The 24179-nt window shown below is 38.6% G+C and carries 20 protein-coding genes and 1 riboswitch; of the genes, 7 read left to right on the forward strand and 13 right to left on the reverse strand.

Features of this window, described 5'->3' with window-relative positions:
• Positions 1-74 precede the first annotated feature (74 nt).
• The 4 genes from IQ264_RS04845 to IQ264_RS04860 all read right to left on the reverse strand — a co-directional run bounded on the left by IQ264_RS04845 (position 75) and on the right by IQ264_RS04860 (position 7353).
• On the reverse strand, positions 75-218 hold the full coding sequence (locus IQ264_RS04845) for a hypothetical protein (protein ID WP_193979169.1): 144 nt from the start codon (positions 216-218) through the stop codon (positions 75-77).
• A gap of 9 nt (positions 219-227) precedes the next feature.
• Positions 228-1400: a PAS domain S-box protein gene (locus IQ264_RS04850; protein WP_193979171.1), complete on the reverse strand. Its 1173-nt coding sequence runs from the start codon at positions 1398-1400 to the stop codon at positions 228-230.
• A gap of 285 nt (positions 1401-1685) precedes the next feature.
• The gene (locus IQ264_RS04855) at positions 1686-3635 is read right to left on the reverse strand and encodes an ATP-binding protein (protein WP_228061297.1); all 1950 of its coding nucleotides are present in this window, start codon (positions 3633-3635) and stop codon (positions 1686-1688) included.
• 565 nt (positions 3636-4200) lie between these two features.
• Positions 4201-7353 carry an MFS transporter gene (locus IQ264_RS04860; RefSeq protein WP_193979173.1) on the reverse strand — a complete coding sequence of 1051 codons (3153 nt, stop codon included), beginning with the start codon at positions 7351-7353 and terminating at the stop codon, positions 4201-4203.
• A 387-nt stretch (positions 7354-7740) separates the two neighbouring features.
• Between IQ264_RS04860 and IQ264_RS04865 the strand changes: the two genes are divergently transcribed.
• The gene (locus tag IQ264_RS04865; RefSeq protein ID WP_073592958.1) at positions 7741-7944 is read left to right on the forward strand and encodes a chlorophyll a/b-binding protein; all 204 of its coding nucleotides are present in this window, start codon (positions 7741-7743) and stop codon (positions 7942-7944) included.
• 243 nt (positions 7945-8187) lie between these two features.
• A complete protein-coding gene (locus IQ264_RS04870) occupies positions 8188-8424 on the forward strand; it encodes a hypothetical protein (RefSeq protein WP_193979175.1) in 237 nt (78 codons plus the stop codon).
• Here IQ264_RS04870 and IQ264_RS04875 read toward each other — a convergent pair.
• The 5 genes from IQ264_RS04875 to ntrB form a co-directional block, all read right to left on the reverse strand.
• Entirely contained in the window at positions 8405-9742 is a 1338-nt protein-coding gene (locus tag IQ264_RS04875; protein ID WP_193979177.1) for an ArsB/NhaD family transporter, read from the reverse strand. The genes IQ264_RS04870 and IQ264_RS04875 overlap by 20 nt on opposite strands.
• A gap of 206 nt (positions 9743-9948) precedes the next feature.
• Positions 9949-10674, reverse strand: a complete 726-nt coding sequence (locus tag IQ264_RS04880) for a universal stress protein (RefSeq protein WP_322744598.1) — start codon at positions 10672-10674, stop codon at positions 9949-9951.
• Positions 10675-10700: 26 nt separating this feature from the next.
• The gene (locus tag IQ264_RS04885) at positions 10701-11540 is read right to left on the reverse strand and encodes an ABC transporter ATP-binding protein (RefSeq protein WP_193979179.1); all 840 of its coding nucleotides are present in this window, start codon (positions 11538-11540) and stop codon (positions 10701-10703) included.
• Positions 11541-11576: 36 nt separating this feature from the next.
• Positions 11577-13007 (reverse strand): ABC transporter substrate-binding protein, encoded by a 1431-nt coding sequence (locus IQ264_RS04890; protein WP_193979182.1) that lies wholly within the window; start codon positions 13005-13007, stop codon positions 11577-11579.
• Positions 13008-13142: 135 nt separating this feature from the next.
• Positions 13143-13991: a nitrate ABC transporter permease gene (gene ntrB / locus IQ264_RS04895; RefSeq protein ID WP_193979184.1), complete on the reverse strand. Its 849-nt coding sequence runs from the start codon at positions 13989-13991 to the stop codon at positions 13143-13145.
• Positions 13992-14076: 85 nt separating this feature from the next.
• Positions 14077-14231: riboswitch (cyclic di-AMP (ydaO/yuaA leader) on the reverse strand.
• 252 nt (positions 14232-14483) lie between these two features.
• Between ntrB and IQ264_RS04900 the strand changes: the two genes are divergently transcribed.
• Entirely contained in the window at positions 14484-14741 is a 258-nt protein-coding gene (locus tag IQ264_RS04900; protein ID WP_193979186.1) for a DUF1830 domain-containing protein, read from the forward strand.
• A gap of 759 nt (positions 14742-15500) precedes the next feature.
• On the opposite strand, the gene IQ264_RS04905 is transcribed toward IQ264_RS04900, so the two are convergent.
• The 4 genes from IQ264_RS04905 to IQ264_RS04920 form a co-directional block, all read right to left on the reverse strand.
• Entirely contained in the window at positions 15501-16169 is a 669-nt protein-coding gene (locus IQ264_RS04905; protein ID WP_193979188.1) for a response regulator transcription factor, read from the reverse strand.
• A 50-nt stretch (positions 16170-16219) separates the two neighbouring features.
• Positions 16220-16345, reverse strand: coding sequence for a putative dsRNA-binding protein (locus IQ264_RS33630; protein ID WP_322744601.1), 126 nt, complete (start codon positions 16343-16345; stop codon positions 16220-16222).
• A gap of 86 nt (positions 16346-16431) precedes the next feature.
• Positions 16432-19197: a GAF domain-containing protein gene (locus IQ264_RS04915; RefSeq protein ID WP_193979190.1), complete on the reverse strand. Its 2766-nt coding sequence runs from the start codon at positions 19195-19197 to the stop codon at positions 16432-16434.
• Positions 19198-19388: 191 nt separating this feature from the next.
• Positions 19389-19853: an NADAR family protein gene (locus IQ264_RS04920; RefSeq protein WP_193979192.1), complete on the reverse strand. Its 465-nt coding sequence runs from the start codon at positions 19851-19853 to the stop codon at positions 19389-19391.
• Between the two features lie 100 nt (positions 19854-19953).
• Between IQ264_RS04920 and IQ264_RS04925 the strand changes: the two genes are divergently transcribed.
• The 4 genes from IQ264_RS04925 (at position 19954) to IQ264_RS04940 (ending at position 24117) form a co-directional block, all read left to right on the forward strand.
• Positions 19954-20553: a DUF4129 domain-containing protein gene (locus IQ264_RS04925; RefSeq protein WP_193979194.1), complete on the forward strand. Its 600-nt coding sequence runs from the start codon at positions 19954-19956 to the stop codon at positions 20551-20553.
• Positions 20550-21671, forward strand: coding sequence for a DUF4350 domain-containing protein (locus IQ264_RS04930; RefSeq protein WP_193979196.1), 1122 nt, complete (start codon positions 20550-20552; stop codon positions 21669-21671). Before IQ264_RS04925 ends, IQ264_RS04930 begins: the two co-directional genes overlap by 4 nt.
• 82 nt (positions 21672-21753) lie before the next feature.
• A complete protein-coding gene (locus IQ264_RS04935; RefSeq protein WP_228061298.1) occupies positions 21754-22722 on the forward strand; it encodes an AAA family ATPase in 969 nt (322 codons plus the stop codon).
• A 69-nt stretch (positions 22723-22791) separates the two neighbouring features.
• Positions 22792-24117 (forward strand): DUF58 domain-containing protein, encoded by a 1326-nt coding sequence (locus tag IQ264_RS04940; RefSeq protein ID WP_193979198.1) that lies wholly within the window; start codon positions 22792-22794, stop codon positions 24115-24117.
• The last annotated feature ends 62 nt before the right edge of the window (positions 24118-24179 follow it).

Genomic DNA, 24179 nt, shown 5'->3' on the forward strand with positions numbered 1-24179 from the left:
CAAGGGGACAAGGGGACAAGGGGACAAGGAGACAAGGAGACAAGGGGACAAGGGGACAAGAAGAAAATAAACTTTTAATCTTTCTTCCCTTCTGCCTTCTGCCTTCTGCCTTCTGCCTTCTGCCTTTTTTCTCTTCTGCCTTCTGCCTTCTGCCTTCTGTCTTGTGCCTTCTGCCTTTCTTCTCTTGTGCCTTCTGCCTTCTGCCTTTCCCAACTCAAAACTTTGTACTAAAATTTGGGATGCTTAATTATGATATGGGATTTAGAATCAAAAGTGATTTCTCCTTGTTGCTGCAACATACTGAGTAAGCGGGTGACAGTAACTCTGGTGGTGCAGCAAGCACTTGCTAAATCTTCATGGATTAAACGCACACTTAAGCGCGTTCCTTCGGCTACAGGTTCACCAAATTCTTGTTGTAAAAGTCGTAAAAGATTACGCAATCTGTCTTTGACTAATTTTTGACCAGAAATTGCTAACATTGCTTCTGTTTGTTTCAGTCTTTGGCTGATTTTAGGAAACAAACTTTGGCTTAGGTTGGGATAAATAGTAATATCTGATAAGCAAATAGAGACTAACTCTACTCTGCTGGATAAAGCAGTTGCTTGGTAAGTTTGTAATGAGGTAAGAGTGGAACCAAAAACCATTTCTTTTCCGGCAAATCCTATGAGTACTTCTTCGCCATTTTCGGTGATTGTGGTTAGTTTGACTAATCCTTCAGAAACTAACCAAATTATGTCTTTAGATAGAGGAATAATTTCTCCTCTGTTATAAGCAAAGGAACGGCGTTCCAGATTGAAATCACAATCATTGCCTAGTACATTGTTATGCGATCGCTTTTCTTGGGAAATATCCCGCAACAACCAACGCAATTCGATTAAATTACCTTGACAATCAAATAAAGGTGCTAACCGGAAAGCTACCTCAAATATTTCTCCGTGACGCGGCTGGATGCTAACTTCTATTTCTTGAATCCGGTCTTGATTTTGTAATTTGTTAAGTTCGCTACGAAATTTCAAACGGTCTGATTCGACAACGAAAACTATTAAAGGTTTACCTAGTAAAAACCTCTGTGGCACATTAAAAAAGTTGCAAGCTGCACGATTAGCTTCTTGAATCGTTCCCCCAACATCAGTGACTAACTGAGCATCGGGTGTGAAATCAAACAAATTTTCATACCTCTGCCGTTCTGCTTCTATCTTCAGCCTTGTGCTAGCAAGTTCTTCATTTTGAATCATCAGTTCATCTACAGCTACTTGTAATTCTTCAGAAATCACTCCCAGTTCCTTTAAGGCTTGGGCTAGCATCTGTGATTGTGATGAACTAATGCCTGCATCTCGGAAAAGTTGATGTAATCTGCTATTGACTGTTTCTACTTGCCTGGTGAAAATATCAACGTTCATAATTTCTGTTAATTTAATGGATGCGATCTTAGGCAAGATTATAAAGAGTATTTTTTTTATTTAAAACTAGCTAATGGCAGATGTACTGGCAAGTCTATTTAAAAAAAAAAAAAAAGAATTAAATAGTCTCAAATGCTCTATTGGTGGACTATACAGCCGTTTATCACTAAATTTTTAAATGTTTACTTTTGCTAAGTTCCCATTTATTTTAAGGTTTTTTTAACTATTCACTTACTCTTATTATTTATATAGTAAATAGTCTATGTTAGTGTTGTACTGAGCAAATTATTCAGCTTGGCTGAGGGGAAGCTCAATTAAAAACTCTGCGCCTTGGCCTAATTTAGAATGACATTCTATTTTTCCCCCATGTTTTTCCGTAATAATTTGCTTACTAATAGATAATCCCAAACCTGTGCCTTTGCCTAAAGGTTTAGTGGTATAAAATGGTTCAAACAATTGGCACAAACTTTCTTCAGATATGCCTTGCCCATTATCCGCAATGCGAATTCTTACCCAGTTTTTATCGACAGCTTCTGTACAAATGCGAATTGTTGGGGCTGGGAGATCTGGATCGTTTTCTTTGATTCTTTGTTCTAAGGCATCAATGGAGTTACCTAATAAATTGATAAATACTTGGCTAAGTTGCCCCAAGGCACATTTCACTTGGGGTAATGTACTATAATTTTTAATGACTTGAATTTCTGGTCGATCGCCTTTTGCTTTCAACCGATGATGTAAAATTAACAGACTACTATCAATTCCTTTGTGAATATCCGCAAATTTCTTTTTCCCTTCATCCATGCGAGAGAAATTGCGTAAACTCAAAGCAATTTCCCGAATTCGTTCGGAGCCAGCTGTCATTGCTGACATAATTTGTGGTAAATCTTCCTGGATGTAATCGAATTCTATTTCGGCTTTTTTGGCAATAATTTCTGGTGTTTCTTCGCCCAAAGTTTGCTCGTAAATAGCTAATAATTCTAGTAAATCTTTCACATATTGAATCAGGTGAGGTAAATTATTAGAAATAGAGGTGACTGGGTTGTTAATTTCATGTGCTACGCCTGCTAACAATTGCCCCAAAGTAGACATTTTTTCCGTTTGAATTAGTTGCGATTGGGTTTGTTTAAGTTGATGCAAAGTTGCTGCTAATTCCGTTGCTTGTTTCCTCAGTTTGCCTTCTGAGTGACGCAAAGCTGCTTCAGCTTGTTTGCGTTCTGTAATGTCTTCAACTGTACCTTCGTAATAAAGTAAACTGCCATCATTGTCATAGACTGCACGGGCATTTTCTGAAACCCAAATAATACTATGATCTCGGCGATATACTAGTGATTCAAACTGTGATATAGACCCTCTTTTTTCTATAGCACTCACAAATTCAGTACGACGATTAGGCTCAACATAAACTTGTGTAGCAATATTAGTGATACTGTTAATCACTTCTTCTGGGGAGTTGTAGCCATAGATACGTGCTAAGGCAGGATTAACACTAATATATTTTCCATTTGGTGTGGTTTGAAAAATCCCATCAAGAGCATTTTCAAAAATACAACGATATTTAATTTCAGCTTGCACAAGTGCGGTTGTTAATGATTCATGAATTTCTGATTGTGCTGTCATTAAATGATGTACATCTAATATTTGATATTCGCCTTGTTGATTTTCCACAGCAATAGGTTCGTAAAGTGATTCTGGCGATCGTTGTAAACACTGTTTAGCAGCCTCTACAATTTGAGTATGAATCGATAAAATTATAGTTTCTTGTTTAGTTAACTGGTAAATAGAGTTAATGGGTAGTTTAGAAAATAACTGCCAACTATGAGGACGACTCATATATTCAAAAAATATCCGTCGGGAAATTATTCCCACAAACTTATGGTCGTGAGTAATAACTATTCCCGGAAGTATAGGATTGGCTTTAAACATCTTCACTGCTTCCCCAACAGGAGAATTCCACTCAATCAGAGAGGTGTATAGCTGTAATTCTTCTAAAGTGGACTGAGGAAGCAGCATTCCTTTTTGCTTAACTAAAATATTTGTAGACGGGAAAACAGACACCATTGTTTCATCATCAATCACTTCTGTCATCTGCTGGTGCCAATGAATAGGGTTTGTATATTCCAGGTTAACGTTTTCCGCAGTTTGACTATTAATTGTTTGGCACAATTCTAATTCTTTCGGTTGCATTACCTGATAACTGTCATCTTCCCAATAGCTATGATGCAGCTTTATTACCATAATACACCCGAATTTCTACTTAATCCTGAAAACAATTTAAAACAATTATTGATTTCTCTATACCAAAATTGTGTGATCTGGCTCACTAATAGGTTGTGACTTAAATCTATTTGACTTTCAATAAAAGTAGTACTTTAGATCGCTAGTAATTCTCTAAATATTTTCCTAATTTCTCGGAAAATCTCCCGGATTTAATATGAAATTAATTGTAGGTAGTTAGTTTATATGTAATATCAGACACATTAAAAATTCAGTGTTTCACTGCTTAAACACAAAAAGCTGTAACTGTAAATTTAATACATCAGCTAATCATCTATCAAAAGGTAGAAAAGCATTTATTCTTCAAGAAATAAGTTAAGAAATTTAATTTTATAGGTAATAAAAAACTCGCAATAAATCATGTAAGGATATCCCATGATTAGAACTACTTACGACTGCATAGCTGCTGTAAAAAAGCCTCTCCAAAAGAGAGGCATCTAGATAAGTTGTTCTACATTGAAATTGGTTTTTTGCTAAAGAGGAGAAAATTGCTTAAATTCTCTCCTCTGCTCTTGGAGCTCCTTTGTTACAGACTGGGAACGGCGAGGAAGCCAGCTACGGCGGCGCAAATGGCGGAAACAAAGGCGGTACCGAATAGCCACCAAGCGGCGTTTCGGGCGGCTTTGCGAGTTTCTTCGGCGCTTTTGGCTGCTTGTCGTTTTACGTCTTCGACGCGGCGTTGTGCTTCTAGTTGGATGCGTTCGGCGCGTTGCAGGACGGCGTTACGTGCGCCTTCAATTTGGTCGATAATGCGGTTAGCATCGGCTTCGCTGATGTCTTCGCGGGAACTCATGATGGCGACTGCGGTATCGCGGTTAAAGTGTCCTAGTCGATCGCGTATGGCATCAAATCCTGCTTGCGGATCGTCAAATAATTTACGCACATCACGCTTGATTCCATCGTAGTTGAGTTCTGGTCGATCGAGCGAGTTTAAATAGTTGCGAATCCGAGCAAAAATGCCATCAATCACATCTTGAATGCGGCGTTGAATACTCCGCACTTGTTCGACAAACTGATCGCGAACGGAGATAATTTGATCGACGATTCTGGTAGCTTCTGCTTCGGAAATATCGGAACGTTGCGACATCAATTTAATTAAGGTGTCGCGATCGATCCGGGAAATGCGATCGCCTAAACTATCCATTCCGGTGCGCGGATCGTGCAGCAACAAAGATAAATCTCGCTTGATACCTTCGGGATTTAAAGCATCTTTGCCAGTATTCCGTAAGTAATCTTCTAAAGTAGATTGGAAATCTTCGATTCTGGCTTGAGTTCTTTGTGCTAATCGACGCGGTGCTCTAACAATGCTGCGAATATTATCTTGGATTTGATCGATAACTTGATTTACTTGTTCTTCGCTCAAATCTTTACGTTGACTGAGCAATTTTACTAAAGTATCTCGATCGACTTGAGATAATCTTTCGCGCAGTGCGATCGACCCTTCTTTAGGATTAGCAAATAGTGTGGCAAAATCCCTTCTAATTCCTTCTGGATTGAGTTCTTCTTTGCCAGTATTTCGCAGATAATCAGAGATCGCATTTGTAACGCGATCGTATTGTTCTTTAGTTTTATCTACTGCGATTTGCGGTGCATGAGTTACACCACTCCAAATAGACTGCACTTGATCGATAATTTGATTTGCTTGTTCTTCGCTCAAATCTTCACGTTGACTGAGCAATTTTACCAGCGTATCGCGATCGAATCGTGACAATCTAGCACGAATTAAAGGTAATGCAGCATTGGGATTACTTAATAGAATAGTTAACTCGCGTTTGATCGAGTCAGGATTTAATTCTTCCTTACCAGTATTCCGCAAGTAAGATTCTAAATTCAGCCACAATGCTTCAACTTGCGCTTTCGCTTGATCTTGAACTTTTTGTGCTTGAGAAAGTACACCATTGCGGGTATTTTCTAAATCACTAACGATTCTTTCTGCTTCCTCTTGACTGATATCTGGTCGCTGACTGAGGAGTTGCACAAAAGTATCGCGATCGAAGTGAGAAAGGCGATCGCGCAATTGATCGTATCCCGCTTGTGGATCGTCAATTAAAGTGCGGAAATCGCGCTTAATTCCTTCTGGGTTTAACTCTTCTTTCCCAGTATTTCGCAGATAATTTTCGACTCTGGTACGAACATCTTGATTTTGTTCTGTTCCTTCCGCTGTTTGCACTTGGCTAAGAACTTCCAGACGAATTGCTTCTAATTGCTCGGCAATTTCATTTCTGCGAACTGGAGTAATATCATCTCTTTGTTGCAGCAAATTCAGGAAGTCCGATCGACTTAATCTTTCTAATTGGCGACGCACTGCACTTGGATCGGCTTCGGGGTCATAAATTAGGGATCTAAATTCGTGGTTGATTGTTTCCCGATTTAAGTGCCAAGGATAGGAATTTAACAGGTAATTTTCCACATCCAACCTAATAGTATTAGGCGTACTGGGAGGAAGTCCGGGAACTTTATCTTGTATCTGAGAACTAATTTGACTTGCGCCACTAGCAACTTGATCTTTAGCTTTCTTCAAGCGATCCAAAATTGCTTCAATATCCAAATCGGAAAGGTCAGTTCTGCCTAATAATACTCCCATTGCGGTGTTCATGCCATATTGGACTGCTTGCTGCATGAAACCGGGAGTTTTTTCGGTTTGTTCTTGAGTACTTTGCTTCTGTTGACGCATTTCTTCGATTAATGTGTCAAGTTTGGCATTTAACTCTGGCGATCGCAATTCTTTAGTTTGAGCAGATTTCAGATAATTGATTAATTCACCCATTACGTCACGCTGAGGTGTTAATCTATTAACTGCTTGCTTCCAAGAATCTTCTAATGTATCGACAATCCGATTAACATCTCGCTTAGAAAGTGCAGTATTATTTCCTACCAAATCGACAAAAGTTTGACGGTTAATTTTGCTTAATCCTTCACTACCTGCAACAGCAGCTAATTGCGGATCGTTGAGTACATTTTCAAATTCCCGTCTTAGTTTTGATACATCTAATTCTGGCGGACGTAAAGTTTGCAAATAATCTTCTAGGTTTTCTCTTATGGTGATTGGATCGATCGCACTTCCAATTTGTCTGCCAACAGCAGCAGCAGCGGCTTCTGCGGTAGAAACTATTTGATTAGAAGTCGCTTTTGCACCTAAAGCAGCAGCAGCAGTACCGACGATCGATTGAAAACCAGAAGCAGCAGTATTAATTACTGAACCAATTAAAGAACCTACTGCATTAGAACTAGCCCAAACTAATAATAATAAGTAAGCTCCCCAAATTGTTAAGCCAATAATTGCACCTAGAACAGGACTTGTCACTAAGCTTAATTTAACTGCTAAGTAAGTAGCCCCTAGCACTGCTAAACTAACAGTTATTAATGTAGCTAATCCCAGCCACCAACTAATTTTTTTAACTGTAGTTCCCAAACTATCAGACTCATCATTACGATCGGAATTTGAATCTGTTTCCCGACCTAATAAATAAGCTATGCCGAAGTTGGTTAATAGAAATTGAAAAGCAAAAGCAATTAATACCCCAGAAATTAAAGCCGCAAAAAATTGTGGCCCAGAAAATACCAATGCTGCTCTTTCTGGAGCAACTACTGGTGTCGTAGGTGTAACTGGTACTTCTATTTGAGCCAACCAAAATGGCAGCTTATTTAATCCCTGGTGCATATTCAAAATTTCAATCATAGATAGTATTTACCTCTTCTCATGAAAGCTATTACACTGCATTTAAGGTGACACAGCTAAAAGCTTTATACTTTAGCAAAAACTAATGCCATATCGCTTAGATTCGCTGAATACGAGTATCAAAATCATCTCTCCCAGGTCTGAAATTTTATATCTGAAGTGAATATAGTGATAAATTGCTTAATCTTTAATCAATAAAACTGTAAATTAAAATACTGGGTAGTAAACTTTATATTTTCTCACTTTCTATAGATAGACTTTTTAATAAGAAATAACTCTTTAAGATCGACCCTGAGATAGTCTAATCTCTGTGTCCAAAGACAGACTACTCACTATTTTGCGGTAGCTACTATGAGGGTGTTAGGCAATTGTTAAGGACTGTTAAGCATGGAAACTCGCACTCCTACTGATTTACCACCCGTAGCTACCGCATACAACGGTAAAGACCGTAATGCTTTCTTATTTGGCTGGAATCCTCAAGCTGAACTGTGGAATGGTCGTTTAGCTATGATTGGCTTTTTAGCATACTTACTTTGGGATTTAGCCGGATATAGTGTACTGCGTGATGTACTCCACTTTATCGGATACTAACTTACATTTACAGCGTGTCCTGTTTTCTTAGACTCATTAAAATCTAACCTCCTCTCTTTTACTGACGACTAAATTAAGCAAGTCGTCAGTTTTTTATGAAGTATTTACCCTTTTTTAGTTGCACTCTGAGAATACTGATTAATAATATCTTCTGCAAGATATATCGCTATTGATAGTTTTCTTAAAGCTGCTGAGAAATAACAATTGTTATAGAGGAGGCGCGTAAATTGAGGTATTTGTAAAGTGGAATTTCCTGGATACAATTTATTACCAACAAAGGAGTATGCCAAAAGTAGGGTAGTTGTCTACTATTATACAGGGCAATGGGTTCCAATTATGTTTCATCAATTAGTGGATGCGATCGCCATTCATCGCAAAGCCAAAAAACAAGGAAAAGAACTATTTATTTTCCCTCCTGATGTTAACCCTAAAGATATTCAAGACGCTGGGATATTTACCTCTAAATCAAAAAGCGGATAATTACATATAAAGCCGCAACAATTAACTGTAACATCATCACAGGAATGCCATAATGCAAAAACCTTTTAAAAGATATGCGGCGACCATGTAATTCCGAAATTCCCGCAGCGACAATATTAGAAGAAGCCCCAACTAAAGTACCATTTCCTCCTAAAGTTGCGCCGAACATCATCGCATAAAATAACGGCAAAACTTCGGCGGGAAATTGTCCAGTAAAATTTTGTGAAAGTACTTCAGGCGCAGCTAAACCTACATTAACTACATATTGTTTAAGTAATGGTACCATTGCTACTACTAAAGGAATGTTAGGCACAACGCTAGAAAGTAGACCGACTAAAAATAGGATAACAATTGAGCCTAGCGCAATATTTTTGCCTAAAACTACTGCTAATACTCCTGATAAACTGCTCACAACACCCGTTTTTTCCAATCCTCCTATTAAGACAAATATGCACATAAAAAATATCAAAGTACTCCAATCTACATCTCGCAAGATGTTATTGACTGTATCTATCTTGCTATGATGAGAAAGTAGTAAAGCTAAAGCTGCACCCAACAAGGCAACTGTAGCTGGAGAAAGGGGGACTGGTAAAGTTTCTCCAACTACGAAAAATATTAATACAAATGCAATAATCAAACTTCCCACTGCTAAAACGCCGGGGTGATTAATTTGTGGGTGTGGTAATTGTTCTAAATTATCTAACTTTTTTTGCCAAATTTTGCGGAATAAAAACGGTAGGGTAGCTACTACTGTAAGTACTGCAATGACACCCCCTAAACTTAAGCGCGTTAGGTAATCTGTAAAGCTAATATTTACCGCATCACCAACTATAAAAGTTGCTGGATCGCCAACAATAGTTAATAATCCCGCACTATTAGCAATGAACACCATTAAAATTAATAAAGGGACAAAATCGACTCCAACTTCCTCTGCCATTGGCGGCACTAAAGGTGCTAGCAACATTACTGTTGTGGCGTTTGGTAAAAAGGCACAAATAGGAGTAGTAATAGCCACAATACCCAGTAACAAACGATTTCCTCTCCCTTTAGCTAACAGGACTATTTGAGTCGCTAAGTAATCAAAAACTTTTGTGGGTTCAAAGGCTCTTACTAATACCATGACTCCAAAGAATAAACCTAAAGTACCGTGACTTTGACTAATATATCCAATGGCTTCTGTTAAAGTCATGACATTCAGTAAAACTAGGAGCAATGCACCTAAAAAGGCAGCAATTGTTAAGTGTATCCACTCAGTCATGACTAATAAAATTACACTAACAAATGTTGCTGTGGCAACTATAGCTTGCCAGCTTTCCATAAATTACCTCTGTCTGAAGTGAGATATTTGGTTGCTTGAATAGTACAGAAAAAAACCACCTGTGTAAAGGTGGATAATGACTTATAGTGTAGGGTTTGTCAGATAAAGTTATAGGGCAATTATTGAGGATTTTAGTATCTGACGCACCCTACCATTGTGTAAGTTATGATGAATTTTGAATTGACTCCAATTGTAAAGAAATTTAGTTATTGTTCAGTAATAGAATCGGGAATTCCTAGCACAGGGCAAGAAAATTTAGCACCGAGTTTATGCACAAGGGAATGCTTTGCGGAGTGACAACCTAAAAATAGTAAATCTGCTGCTTCAGATTCCACCACTTTTGTTAATTCTTCTGCTACACAACCAATACGTAAATGCGCGATGAAATCATCTCCCCATTCTTCTACTAAGTAACGTGCTTGCCATAAAATTTGGTCGGCTTTCTCAAATATAGAAGTTCGGGAACAAGTGGTTGGGATAGGGCGAGATTGTGTGGTTAATTTTGTGGTTGATTTTGTGGTTATTTGGCGATCGCTAGTCGCCAAAGCCTGAATTGTTGGTTTAGCTAACTCAGTGGTGACTGATTTTAATACTGATGCTGTAGAAAATTCCCAATAATTACTAGAAGTTTTGTAATTACTAGGAAAATGTTTTAACTTACTGTTTCCCTCATTATCAATGACATAGACAATTTGTACACTCACTTGTTTGTTTGTCGCCAAACTAGTTTGATGAGCCATCAACAGAGTAATATCTAAAGCTGTATGACTGCTGGGAGAACCGTTATAACCAACAACAAAAGTTAAGGAATTATCTGATTTAGTTGTTGGTGAAACGGAAGATTTTCTCCCTGGCAGCAATATCATTTGCTCAACCAAATCATCTCGACCAACTGCGCTTTGAAAGCGGACTAACATTGGTTTGATATTCACCAGCTTTACCTCTCGTAATGAATTTGTTACTCGTCTTGAGTGAAATAACGATCCAAAAAATTTAAGGCGTGATTTCGCAGTTCAAAATATTCCTTAGTTTCGCGGATTTCTTGTCGATTACGTGGGTGGGGAAATGGTACCTCCAAAACCTCTCCTATTGTAGCAGCGGGGCCATTAGTCATCAAAACGATGCGATCGGACATATAGATCGCTTCATCCACATCATGAGTAATCATCATTACTGCTTGTTTGCGGCTTTCCCAGATATCAAGTACCTGCTTTTGTAACTTACTCTTAGTTAGAGCGTCAAGGGCTCCAAAAGGTTCATCCATCAGCAACATTTTTGGGCGAATAGCTAAAGCTCTTGCAATACCAACTCTCTGTTTCATTCCTCCAGAAATTTCATCAGGATATTTATCTGCTGCGGCAGTTAAATTGACCATTGCGAGATGTTCGTTGACGATGCTAATCTTTTCAGACCTTTTTGCATCTTTCAGGATTTCATCTACTGCTAAACGAATATTTTCCCGTACAGTTAGCCAAGGTAATAGCCCATAATGTTGAAAAATCATCATGCGATCGCTTCCAGGTTTGCGAATTTCTCTCCCTTCCATTCGCACCGTTCCCGAAGTTGCTCTTTCCAAGCCTGCAACTATTTTTAGTAACGTTGATTTGCCACAACCAGAGTGTCCAATTACAGAGATAAATTCATCTTCTCCGACTGTCAAATCTACCCCATTAAGGACTACAAATTCACCGCTATCAGGAGTGGGGTAAGACTTAACTAAATTGCTAATTTCTAAAAATCCAGGTTTGGATAAGGAGGGCTCGTAAGCATTGTTGTAGACTGAGTTAGACTTAACCATTGAATGCTCCTGAAGTTAATTTGAATTTTACAAAAGCTAAGACAAGAAAATGTTAGTTGGACTGTTAGCTCGAATCTCAAAACTATTGAGATAACCAACCGGATCGCTGGGGTTGAATTCTTTATTGTCTATAAATACAGCGGCAGGCTCAACCTTGTAATCTTCCTGGGGACATTGAATCCCCATTTCTGTTGCTATCTCCCGATAGAGGTCAGTTCTCCAACCTTTACGAGCTAATTGTTCGGCGTTTTTGGGAAACTCTTTGATTTGTGCCCAACGTGCGGCTTGAGTCATTAACCAAATACTTTCTGATTGCCACAAAAAGGTTGAATGATCTCCGGGAATTCGGGCAAGATTAGCAGGTAAATCGAAGAAAATAGTTGTATCTTCTGAGTTGACAATTCGCTCTTTTTCATCAAAGCCGCCGTAGTTATAATTACCAACAATTGCGGGTCTGGTAAATTTATCGATCGGGCCTTTTTTCGGTTTTGCTCCTGTAAAAGATCGGTCTGTAATTAACTCGGCAACTTCTTGGCGATTTTCTGGTTTACTGCAATATTGGCAAGCTTCAATCATTGCTTTTACCAGCGATCGATATGTCTTTGGGTAATTAGTGATAAAAGATTCCATTACCCCTAAAAGGCGATCGGGATGTCCTTGCCAAATTTCCCGACCTTGAGCGAAAGTAAAACCTACTCCTTCGTTACCTTTAATTGCTCTAGTATTCCAAGGTTCCGCTACCATGTAAGCTTGCATTGCGCCAATTCTCACATTAGTCACCATTTGCGGTGGCGGCACAATAATAATCCGAAATTCTGCTAAAGGATTTACTCCCGCAGCTGCGGATAAATAGCGAACAAAGTATTCGTAAATGGCAGAACTTAACACCACAGCCCAAACTTTATTTTCGGCAGTTTGACTGTCGAAATATTTGCGAAAATCTCGTCCAAATGCTTCTAAATCCCCGTTATAATCCTGCCAAGGACGTAAGCCAAAATCCCACATTGATCGATTCATTGTCATGGCATTACCGTGACGATGAATTGTCATGGCGGCGCAAAGTGGGGCGTGGCGTGCGCCTTCTGCACCAATTCTGGCATTAGTAACCGCGCCAGAGACAACGGGTGAAGCGTCGAGTCTGCCAAAAATAACTCCGTCGCGAGAAGTTGCCCAACTAGCTTCGCGGTTAAGTGTGACGTTTAAACCATATTTGCGAAAGAAACCTTTTTTCCATGCGATCGCAAATGGCGCACAATCATTTACAGGAACGTACCCAACGGTAATATTTTGTTTTTCTAATGTTCTGGGATCTACAACAGGTTGAACTGCTAACGCTTCTTCGGTTAATCCTTTCGCAGATCGATCGCCTGAAATTCCACAGGAAGACAGCGCCATTCCCGCCGCACTTGCACCCATTCCTAACAGAAAATCTCTGCGAGTCCATGAAGATTTTTCGGTGTTACTCATACCTTAACTCCACCGATGATTTATTTTTACTACTGAGACAGAGCCTCGGTTTTTCGTTTCCAGGTTCAACCAGGGAACGAGATCTGGGAGGTAGAACCTCCCTTGCTCCAAGATCTGATAACCAATGACCAATGACTAATTTGCAGTTCTAGGACGATGTGTAACTAATTCCTGAATTTTACCTAAAGCGAAATCTAGGAGTAGTCCTGTTACACCAATTACTAATACTGCGAGAAACACAGAACTGAGGTTTAATCGACTCCATTCATCCCAGACAAAAAAGCCAATCCCAATCCCACCTGTGAGCATTTCCACTGCTACAATTACCAGCCAAGCTATCCCTAAACTGATTCGCAATCCAGTAAAAATGTAGGGTAAACTTGCAGGCAAAATAATTTTGGTAATTCGTCGCCAACGATTCATTTCTAGCACTCTTGCTACATCAAGATAATCTTTAGAAACGCTAGAAACTCCCAAAGCTGTGTTAATAATTGTCGGCCACAATGAGGTGATAAAAATCACAAAAATCGCTGATGGGTCTGCCAAGTTAAAAATAGCTAAGGCAATTGGCAGCCAAGCTAAAGGCGATACGGGTTTAAAAATTTGAATGAGCGGATTGAGGGCTAACATTGCAGGCTTAGACATTCCAATTAGAAAACCTAAAGGAATTGCCACTACTGCACCTAATAAAAATCCCCACAATACTCTTTTTAAACTTGCCAATAATAACCAACCAATCCCCAAATTTCCAGGGCCACGCTGATAAAAGGGATTGAGTATGTAATCTAAATTCGCCACAAATGCTTCGGCTGGGGTAGGCATTAATTCATGGTTCAAAAGTGCCACAACCCACCACAAAATGATGATTCCGAGAAACCCCAGTGCAGGCAGTAAAACCACATCCCGAAGGACGATCGGTTTGGCGCGTCGCCAAGCTGCCTGTCCAGCGATTGCGATCGCAGACAGATTTAAATTTATAGCCATAGTGTCACAAGCGGGTACAAAGTTACTGAGCAGTACCAGCCAAGAACACTGATGAGTTCAGAAAAATAAAAAAATTTCTAACTCTTCAGTCTCCTCTCGTTGCCTACGAAGTTAGCTGACGGGCTAGGAATGAGAGTTATCCTTCTCTGTCTATCTCCTCACAAAATTGACAGAAATGCGCCCCAAAATTTGGTTCCTCCGCTCTAGGCTTACTAGCCTTAGATTAGGCTGACTTACTCAAATCAATCGAATTCTAGCATTCTAGTTGATAGAATGCAAGCCTACTTTTGGTATTAAATAAAACAAAAACAATGATTCTAAAGCTGGATGATTAAAATTAAGAAAGTTTATATTTTCCCGGATTGTATGCCTGTTTACTGTTTAATGCAATATTGACCTCTGTCCTTAGCTAGATTCTAAGCTCTCAGTTGAGTTGTTAATTTGGCTATGATGACATTTAATACTCGTTTTCACCTTTTTTTGCCAAAAAATATGATAGAAATTTGTGAAGCATCGTTAGCAAATACAGTCGAAGAACTTTTGTGCTTTTATACCAATTCTAGTACAGAAATCCAAATTATTCGCATTGAGAATAACCCAACCTCTAAGTTAGAGCGTATAGTTTTTCCTAGCGAGCAATTATTATTTGTCGGGGAACCAAAAGCCCAGCTAGAAATTTACACTGGCAGTAAGGGAAAGGAAATTTTATTTGATACTATTCCTTGTGCTAGCTTAAGCGTTAGAAACTAGGAAGTTTTTTAAGTAAAAAATGGGAATTGAGATGAAATAATTACAAATTCCCTTTTTTTATTGATTGAATCAGTTAGTTGGGCGGAGCAAAGCGGTTAACAAAAGCAGCGATCGCAATCATTAGACATCTCCAACAAAGAATGTAGAGACGTTGTATGCAACGTCTCTACAAAGGTTTCAGACAACGCAACTTTAATTTCTGGAGATGTCTATTGGTAAACTCACACCTCAACAAATCAAGCACGATCGGGATTGTTTGTAGTAGCAACTTTAGTCGTATACTTCTCGAATAAAAAGAGTAAACAACAAAAAAACAGGGTTATAACCCTGTTACTTGTTAACGGCTGAAAACATTTTGGTGGAGTACTAGTAAACTAGTGATTTGTCCATGTACGCTTGCATTTATTTCTTCATGGTCAAACTTAAGATTACATAAGCAACACCGAAGTCCGCATTTACGGTTCGATATTTTGCTATAGCCGTCATCAGCAATGCTGATTCTTTTGGTATGAATGATAGCTTTACGTCTCAGAGTAGCCCTCTCTGATTCGCTATCATATTTAATTGTGCAGTTCGTTTTTAAGATATGTATGAGAACTACATGAGAAAGTTCTCATGAATTTATAACCAGACAAACCAAACCATTCGTAGAGATAAATTTGTAGGGTGCATCAGAATAGCTAAAAATTAGCTTAATTTAAAGATTATAGCTCTGAGGCACCTTAAGGTCGTGCAACCTGCGTAAATTATGCTAAAAATTCAACTAGAGAAGCGATACCCCATCCCCCTAACCGTTTCAATTTTGTCGCTGCCTAATTTTTTGCGAAGATAACCGACATAAACATCGACAATATTAGAATTTGGGTCATAATCGTATCCCCAAACGCTACTTAGCAGTTGTTCTCGACTTAAAACTTGTCCGGGATGACGTAAGAAAGTTTCTGCCAAGATAAATTCACGGGCGGATAATTCAACTTGACGATCGCCTACAGACACCTTACGCGATCGCAAATCTAGTAAAATATCTGCTACTTGTAGTATTAAATCATCTTTTTTGGCAAAAGTGGTGCGATCGCGCAACCTAACACGCACTCTCGCCAACAACTCCTCAAACCGAAACGGTTTAGTCACATAATCATCCGCACCACCTTCTAACCCCGCCACCTTATCAGCAACATCATCACGCGCCGTCAGAATAATTACCGGAAGAGTTTCCCCTCTTCCCCGCAACTCTTGCAAAACTTCTAAACCATCTTTCCCTGGTAACGCCAAGTCCAGAATTAACAAATCGAAATCTTTACTATCAGCCATCCTGGTTACGGCTTGCCCATCATCTACTATTACAGTAGTAAAGCCATTAGCCTTTAAACCTTTCTCTAAAAAAGATGCTATTCGCGGTTCGTCTTCAGCGATGAGAATTCTATTCATAATTTTCAGCCAACCCCAATTTTTTCAGCGCCGCCTCCTCCGCACGTTTCTCAGCATCTTGGAAAGCTGCGATCCGTACCTTTGCCGTAAACCTTGCCATTCACATACACTGGAACAGTAAACTCTTTAGCGTGTGCTGGCTCATCTTCTTTAATTGTGAAATATTTCCCGATAATTGGGCTAACGTTTACCCTTTACCGTCCTCTGCTTTTAGCTTTACGCTTTCTTCCCTTCTGTCTTGGAGCCTTCTGTCTTCTTTTCTTTACTTTTTCAGTGCTTGTTTAACAGGAATTTCAATATAAAATTCTGTGCCTACTCCTGGATGAGAGGAACATTTAAGTTTTCCGCCATGTTTTTGGACGATAATTTGGTAGCTAATAGCTAATCCTAATCCCGTGCCTTTCCCTGGTTCTTTGGTGGTAAAGAAAGGGTCAAAAATTCTGGATTTAACATTGGGTGGTATTCCTAAAGCATTGTCGGCTATTTTAATTTTTACTAAATTGTTTTTCAGGGTTTTTGTAGAAATTTCAATCTTTAATTCGTCGTAATTCTCGCTGTTGATTTGCTCGGTATGTTCTTCAATACGATTTTTAGCTTCTAAAGCATCAATGGCATTAGATAACAGGTTCATAAATACCTGATTCAACTGACCTGCGTAGCATTCTACCAGGGGCAAACGATCGTAATTTTTGATGATTTGAATGCCGGAATACCCTGCTTTTGGTTTGAGGCGATGTTGCAAAATCATTAATGTGCTGTCAATGCCTTCGTGAATATCGACTGGTTTAATGTCGGATTCATCTAAGCGAGAAAAGTTACGTAATGATAATACTAATTGTCTGATGCGATCGGCTCCTACTTTCATCGAATTCAGTAATTTTGGTAAGTCGTTAGCGAGAAATTCAACGTCTATTTCTTCAGTTTTTTCTTGAATTTCTGGATGGGGTTGGGGATAATGTTTGAGATAAAGCTGCAATAATTCTAAGAGGTCATGACAGTAGTCACTAGCATAAGTAAGATTACCAAAAATGAAGTTAACTGGGTTGTTAATTTCATGGGCGACACCTGCAACTAATTGTCCTAAACTAGACATTTTTTCGGTTTGGATTAGTTGGGCTTGGGTTTTTTGTAAGTCTACTAATACTTGTTCTAATTGTTGGGCTTTCGCTTGTTCTAATTCAGCAGAACTGTAGGTTTGTTGGTAAAGTTGGGCTTGCTGAATGGCGATCGCCGCTTGGTCAGCTAATTGTTGTAGTAAATCTATTTCTGTGGATAGCCAAACTCTGGGTGAATGACATTGATGGACAATTAATAAACCCCAAAGTAAATCGCCCATTCTAATGGGAACTATTAAGTTAGCTCGCACATTTATGCTTTGCAAAAAATCTGAATAACAAGAAGGAATATTATCTCGAAAAATGTCGTTAATTATCCCTACCCGCCCTTGTTTATAAGCTTGAGCTATTTCTTCATTAAAACAACCTTCAGGCCCGGAAAGACTTAAAATAGAAAACCAATTTCCAATGGTTGATTCGACAATTACTTCGCCATGCCATTGTTTGGTAAATTGATAAATTACTACTCGGTCTGTGTTTAATACTTGGCGCACTTCTTTAACTATAGTTTGTAATATGGTTTTGAAATCTAAGGTGCTGCGAATTTGGTCGGTAATTTGCTTTAATAAGTTAGCAAATGAGAGTGAATGTTCTAATTGTGCTGTACGTTCTTTTACTTGACGGTCTAAATCAGCATTAAGTATTTGCACTTTTTTATACAACTGATATTGGTGTACCGTTATAGAAAATTCCAAACTTAAAGCTGTGGCTAATTCCAATTCTTCGGGTTTCCAATCTGGGGCTAAACCTTTTTTTAATTCTAACCAAGCGGTAAAAGATCGCCTGGGGTAGAGTTGTCTTTGGTCTGAATCGAATCTCCCCGCCCAAAGGGTTTCTTTGTCTATTTCATGACGAAAAATAGTTAGATATCCTAAAAATTGTTGTCGATATTCTAAGGAAATAACTAATAATCCTCTGATTTTGGTAGGTTGAAATATTGCTGAGAGTTGGCTAAGTTCTGGGTCTTGATAAATATCTGCGATCGCACATACAGAATTAACTACTGAATTTGCAGTTTTTGGAGCAAATTTCTGCTGCCAAATAGGAGATTCTTCTAATAAATATTTACTATTTTGATCGATGTTAGGAGAATCTCCATAACTATATATCTTGTTTGGATAGTATTCGTCTACAGCTATGTAAAGTCTGCCACCATTTCCTTGAAAAATTCCAACTGTTTCGGCTAATGCTTCTGGTAATTGAATTGTATTTAATCGATGTAATTTGAGCGCAACTTTGTTAATTGCTGCTTCTCTTTCAGCTTGTTGCCGAGCTTGGATTAATAATTTACTTTGTGCAATGGCAATTGATACTTGATCGGCAATTTGCTGCACTGTATTCAATTCTACTTGAGAAATAGTTTTTGGGTCAGCATGATGTGATACCAGTAATCCCCAAAGTTTAACTTTCGATTGATGAGAACTAATATCATATTGCAAGATCGGTACAACTACGGAAGACTTTATTCCCATTGCTTTTAAATATTCAATATGACAGGGATCTACAGGTCGATAGCGAATATCTTCTAATTCTAAAGCTTGTCCGGTATCAGGACAATCTAAAGGACTTAAGCCAATTTCGCCTGTAGCGACGTTTACCACCGATCGTTGACGCGCACGGACAAACATTTCTCTTGCAGTTAAGGGAATATCGTCTGCGGGAAAGTTTAATCCTAATAAGGAAGGGAGACGATTTTCCTCGATCGATTCCGCAATTACTTCGCCACTGCTATCTGCATGAAACCGATAGATCATAACGCGATCGGTATCTAAAAAAGCCCGGATTTCTGCTACAGTAGCGGTTAAAATTTCCTGTAAATCTAGTGATTGACGGATGCGATTAGTCATCCGATGTAAAAGGGCTGTTTGAGCTAAACTTGGCTGTGATGATTGAGCGTTATTCGTAAATGGCATTTAAACAAAAAAGTCATAATAGTAACTGTTTATACTAAACTTTAAACAAAAGTTACGCTAAAAGCCACAGGTTTAATAAAAATAGGTATTTATTTGCATAATTTAATTTATTTATCAAAAAATTAATTACGTTACTCATCCTAGAGAAAGAAAAAGAGGGATTTCTTCTTCTTTCAGAGGAGCATTTTTTGTTAATTGTACTTCCAGTTTTTTACTTCCCGGATCTCCTGACGCACACTCATGAGAATTTGACCTAAATTATTTTGACCAGTATTATCTAAACCACAACCCCAATAATAGTCTGTAGGGGATTTTTCCACTATCAGTTGTTCGCCAGTAGCAAGGAGGATTTCTTGGATGTCTGAGTGAGTGAGAAATTTGGTGAGTACAGCTTGACGCATAATCGAACATTTGGCTTCTTCCCAGTCGGGACGGACTTTGCGTGTGCGATCGCGTCCCAAAGATGCAGCTTTTTCCGGCGTGGTGGCAGCTTTAATTATCGGAATGAAAATGCTATCTTTTGTTCCTAAAAATTTATTTGCTTGATAGTAATGTTCTACTGTTTGCCAATATTCTCCTTGCATGAAAATACCATGCGGAGAAAAATTGGAAAAACAGCCGTAGGGTTCATAAACTTTGTAAAAATATATTACCATTCCCAACCACTCTCGATAATTTTAGCTGAAACTATTGATTAATTCATCGATAATGTAATTACCATATTATAGTAAAATAAATGTGAGTAATTTAACAATTATGGCAGCACAAACTTTTGAAAAAACCAATTTACTTTGGGAGTTCCAACAACAGATGCAGCGATTTAACGAATGGTTAGAGTTGATCCTGTCAAGGAATCAGAATCAAGTACCGGAGGTAAGTTGGGACCCTTGGTTGTTAAACTTATTGTGGTTAGTGGTTCGGGGAATATTTTGGTTAATTTTAGGGTTACTATTAATTTGGTTGGGGTGGCAAATTTGGCAAAATTGGAAAAAATATTACGATTCAGTTCCTTCATTGTTAGATGCAACTGGGGCAACAAAAACAGGTATTAATAAGTTAAAAGTATCAGCTTGGATAGAGCGATCGCGCAAATTTTACCGGGAAGGAAACTATCAAGAAGCAGTTCGCTGTTTGTATATGGCAATGCTGCAAAGATTAAACGATCGGGGTATAATTTTGGATGAAACTAGCCGGACAGATGGAGAATATCGACAATTAATTAAAAACTTACCTAATCGAGAAGCATATCAAATCTTACTGAATACCCACGAACAGTTATGTTTTGCTAATAGTGTGATTTCTTTAGAAATATTTGAAAGATGCCAACAAGCGTATCAGGAAATTGAAAAACAATGAGACTATCGCGAAGAAATTGGTGGATTTTGGCGATCGCCTTGGCAGTATTAATATTAATTACCTTATTAGCTGCTCCACAAAATAATACTATTAATACTGGTTCTACCTATAGTCGCGCTCCTAGTGGTTACGGTGCTTGGTATGCTTTTATGGAAAAACAGGAAATACCGATTAAACGCTGGCAAAAACCTTTAGCAAAATTACCAGGAATTAATAACGCTCGACCGACAGATACAGCAATGACGTTGTTACGAGTGAATGGCAGATTTGCTATATCATCATTATATCCTGGGGAGCGAAAGTGGGTAGAAAAAGGTAATAATTTAGTGATTTTGGGAATAAGCGAACCTGCGACAAAAGCTAATTTTACCACTAGGCAAGAAAGTCCTTTCGGTAAAGTAAAAATTTCCACAACTAGACGCAAAACAATTAATCAAAATATACAGCAAAGATTGGGCGATCGATTTGGTGCGATCGTTTGGGAAGAAAAAATAGGTAAAGGTAAAGTCATTTATGCAACTACACCTTATCTAGGAGCTAATGCCTATCAAGATGAACCTGGTAATTACAGATTTTTGGCAGAATTAGTCAGTGAAGATAGCAAATCAATCTTCGTAAATGAATATATGCACGGTTACAAAGACAAAGAAACTATTGTCGAAGAAAATAACGAATCTTGGGTGAGTTACCTAGCTAAAACACCTTTGTTTCCGGCATTTATACAAATAGGAATAATTTTGCTAATTTTAATTTTGGCTAATTTGCGCCGTTTTGGACAACCAATTAAGCTAACAACACCCTCAGTTAACAACAGCGAAGCTTATATTAAAGCATTAGCTAGTGTACTGGAAAAAGCAGAAACTAGAGAATTTGTTTTAGATACGATTGGTAAAGAAGAACAGTTACAATTACAAAAAGCTTTAGGTTTAGGACAAACACCTGTTGCCAAGGAAACTTTAGTAAATGCTTGGGTAGAACAAACAGGCAGAACTGCTACAGAACTGGAACAAATATTACAAATACAATCTAAAAAACGTCGCCTTAGTGAACAAGACTTGCTAAACTGGTTAGAAAAATGGCAACAAATACGCCATTCGATTTTAGATTCTAGATTTTAGATTTAACCTACAAATATAATTGTGGGCTTGTATTGGTTTTTGGGTTGGTCAATAATTGATAGGGAGAAAAGCCAAGTAACAAATGACAAACTCTTCAATGAATAATGAACTGTTAGCAGTATTTAATCGGTTGAGTCAGGGCTTAAACCGAATTGTGGTCGGACAAACTACTTTAGTACAACAATTATTAGTAGCTTTGTTGTCAGGGGGTCATGTAATTTTAGAAGGAGTTCCGGGGACAGGAAAAACTTTACTGGTGAAAGTTTTAGCACAAGTGATTCAAGCCGACTTTCGCCGGATTCAACTTACTCCAGACATTCTCCCGGCTGATATTATTGGCACTAATATTTTTGATTTGAATACGCGCCAATTTACGTTAAAAAAAGGGCCTGTTTTCACCCAAGTATTATTAGCAGATGAAATTAACCGCACTCCCCCAAAAACCCAATCGGCTTTGCTAGAAGCGATGGAAGAACAGCAGGTAACAATGGATGGGGAAAGTTTGCCGTTACCGGAATTATTTTGGACAATAGCAACACAAAACCCTTTAGAATTTGAGGGTACTTATCCTTTACCAGAAGCCCAATTAGATCGGTTTTTATTTAAGTTGATTGTTGACTATCCTGATGCGGCTTCTGAAAAACAAATGTTACTCAATCGTCAGTCTGGTTTTCAAGCGCGAAGGCAAGATTTAGCTAAATTAAAACCAGTAGCAACTGTAGAGAGCATTTTAGCTGCACGTCAAGAAGTAAATGCTGTGAAAGTTGATGAAAAAATTATTGATTATCTGTTAGCTTTAGTGCAGCGAAGTCGTCAACATTCTGACTTAGCTTTGGGTGCTTCTCCCCGTTCTACAGGTGCTTGGTTACAAACAAGTAAAGCTCATGCTTGGCTGTCAGGAAAAGATTTTGTGACTCCTGATGATATTAAGGCTGTAGCCCGTCCGTTGTTACGACATCGGTTAATTTTACGCCCTGAATCTCAGTTAGATGGATTGAAAATTGATGCGGTAATTTCTTCTTTATTAAATCAAGTAGCAGTTCCTAGATAAAGGCAGAAGGCAGAGGGCAGAAGGCAGAAGGGAAGAGAAAATCCAGAATCTAAAATCTAAAATCGAAATATGGTTCCTTCAGGAAAGTTTTATTTACTATTAGTTTTAGGAGTGGCGATCGCTATTTCTCTAGCGTCACTTTTTAGCGTCACGATTGGCATTTTAGGCGCTTTGTTATTTGATGTGATTTTACTGCTGTTAAGTGCGATCGACAGTTGGCGAGAACGGGGAAACATTGCAGAAATTACTCGTCAACCATTAGGTAGATTATCTATTGGTAGAGATAACTCAATTATATTATCAATTAAGTCAAAGAACCGTCCAGCATTAATTCAAATTCGTGACTTTTATCCCTTAGAATTTGCTGTTTCCAACCCCAAGTTACAAACTTATTTACCTAAGAATTCCACTCAAGAAATCACTTACACAGTGCATCCTACCCACAGAGGCGAATATGCTTGGGGGGATATTCAAGTTAGACAATTAGGTGTTTGGGGATTAGCTTGGTGCGATCGAAAAATTCCCCAAAGTACCAAAGTTGCTGTTTATCCAGACTTGTTAGGATTGCGGCAATTATCGATTAAATTAACCTTACAAAATACAGGTACAATGCGGCAAGCTCGCCGGATGGGAATTGGTACAGAATTTGCTGAATTGCGCGAATATCGCATGGGAGACGATCCGAGATTTGTGGATTGGAAAGCAACAGCACGTCGTTTGGGTGCAACACCTTCAGCATCTTTACAAGTGAGAGTTTTAGAACCTGAACAAGAACAAACTTTAATTATTTTGCTCGATCGCGGCAGATTAATGACTGCAAATGTGCAAGGTTTAAAACGTTTTGATTGGGGATTAAATGCCACACTTTCTTTAGCATTAGCGGGAATTCATCGAGGCGATCGCGTTGGTGTTGCAGTGTTCGATCGCGAAATTGTAACTTGGATACCTCCAGAAAGAGGACAAAATCAATTGGCGAAATTGATCGATCGCTTAACGCCAATTCAACCAGTATTTTTAGAACCAGACTATCTTGGTGCTTGCACTTCTTTAGTAAATCAGCAAACTCGACGAGCATTAGTAGTACTAATTACAGACATCATAGATATTACCGCTTCCTCAGAATTACTAGCAGCATTGGGAAGATTAACCCCTCGTTATTTACCATTTTGCGTGACTTTACGCGATCCACAAGTTGACAAACAAGCACACACTTTTACCAAAGATTTAGATAATGCTTATAGTCGTGCTGTCGCCTTAGATTTATTATCTCAACGTCAAGTTGCCTTTGCTCAATTAAAACAAAAAGGAGTGTTAGTTTTAGATGCACCAGCAAATCAAATTAGCGAACAAATAGTCGATAAATACTTGCAATTAAAAGCCCGAAATCAACTGTAAATTTTTGGCTAACTCTCATACAACTACTTAATCCAGGTAATGGGGGGACAAGGGGACAAGGG

The organism is [Phormidium] sp. LEGE 05292 (assembly GCF_015207735.1).
In the GTDB taxonomy this organism is placed as follows: domain Bacteria; phylum Cyanobacteriota; class Cyanobacteriia; order Cyanobacteriales; family Aerosakkonemataceae; genus Floridanema.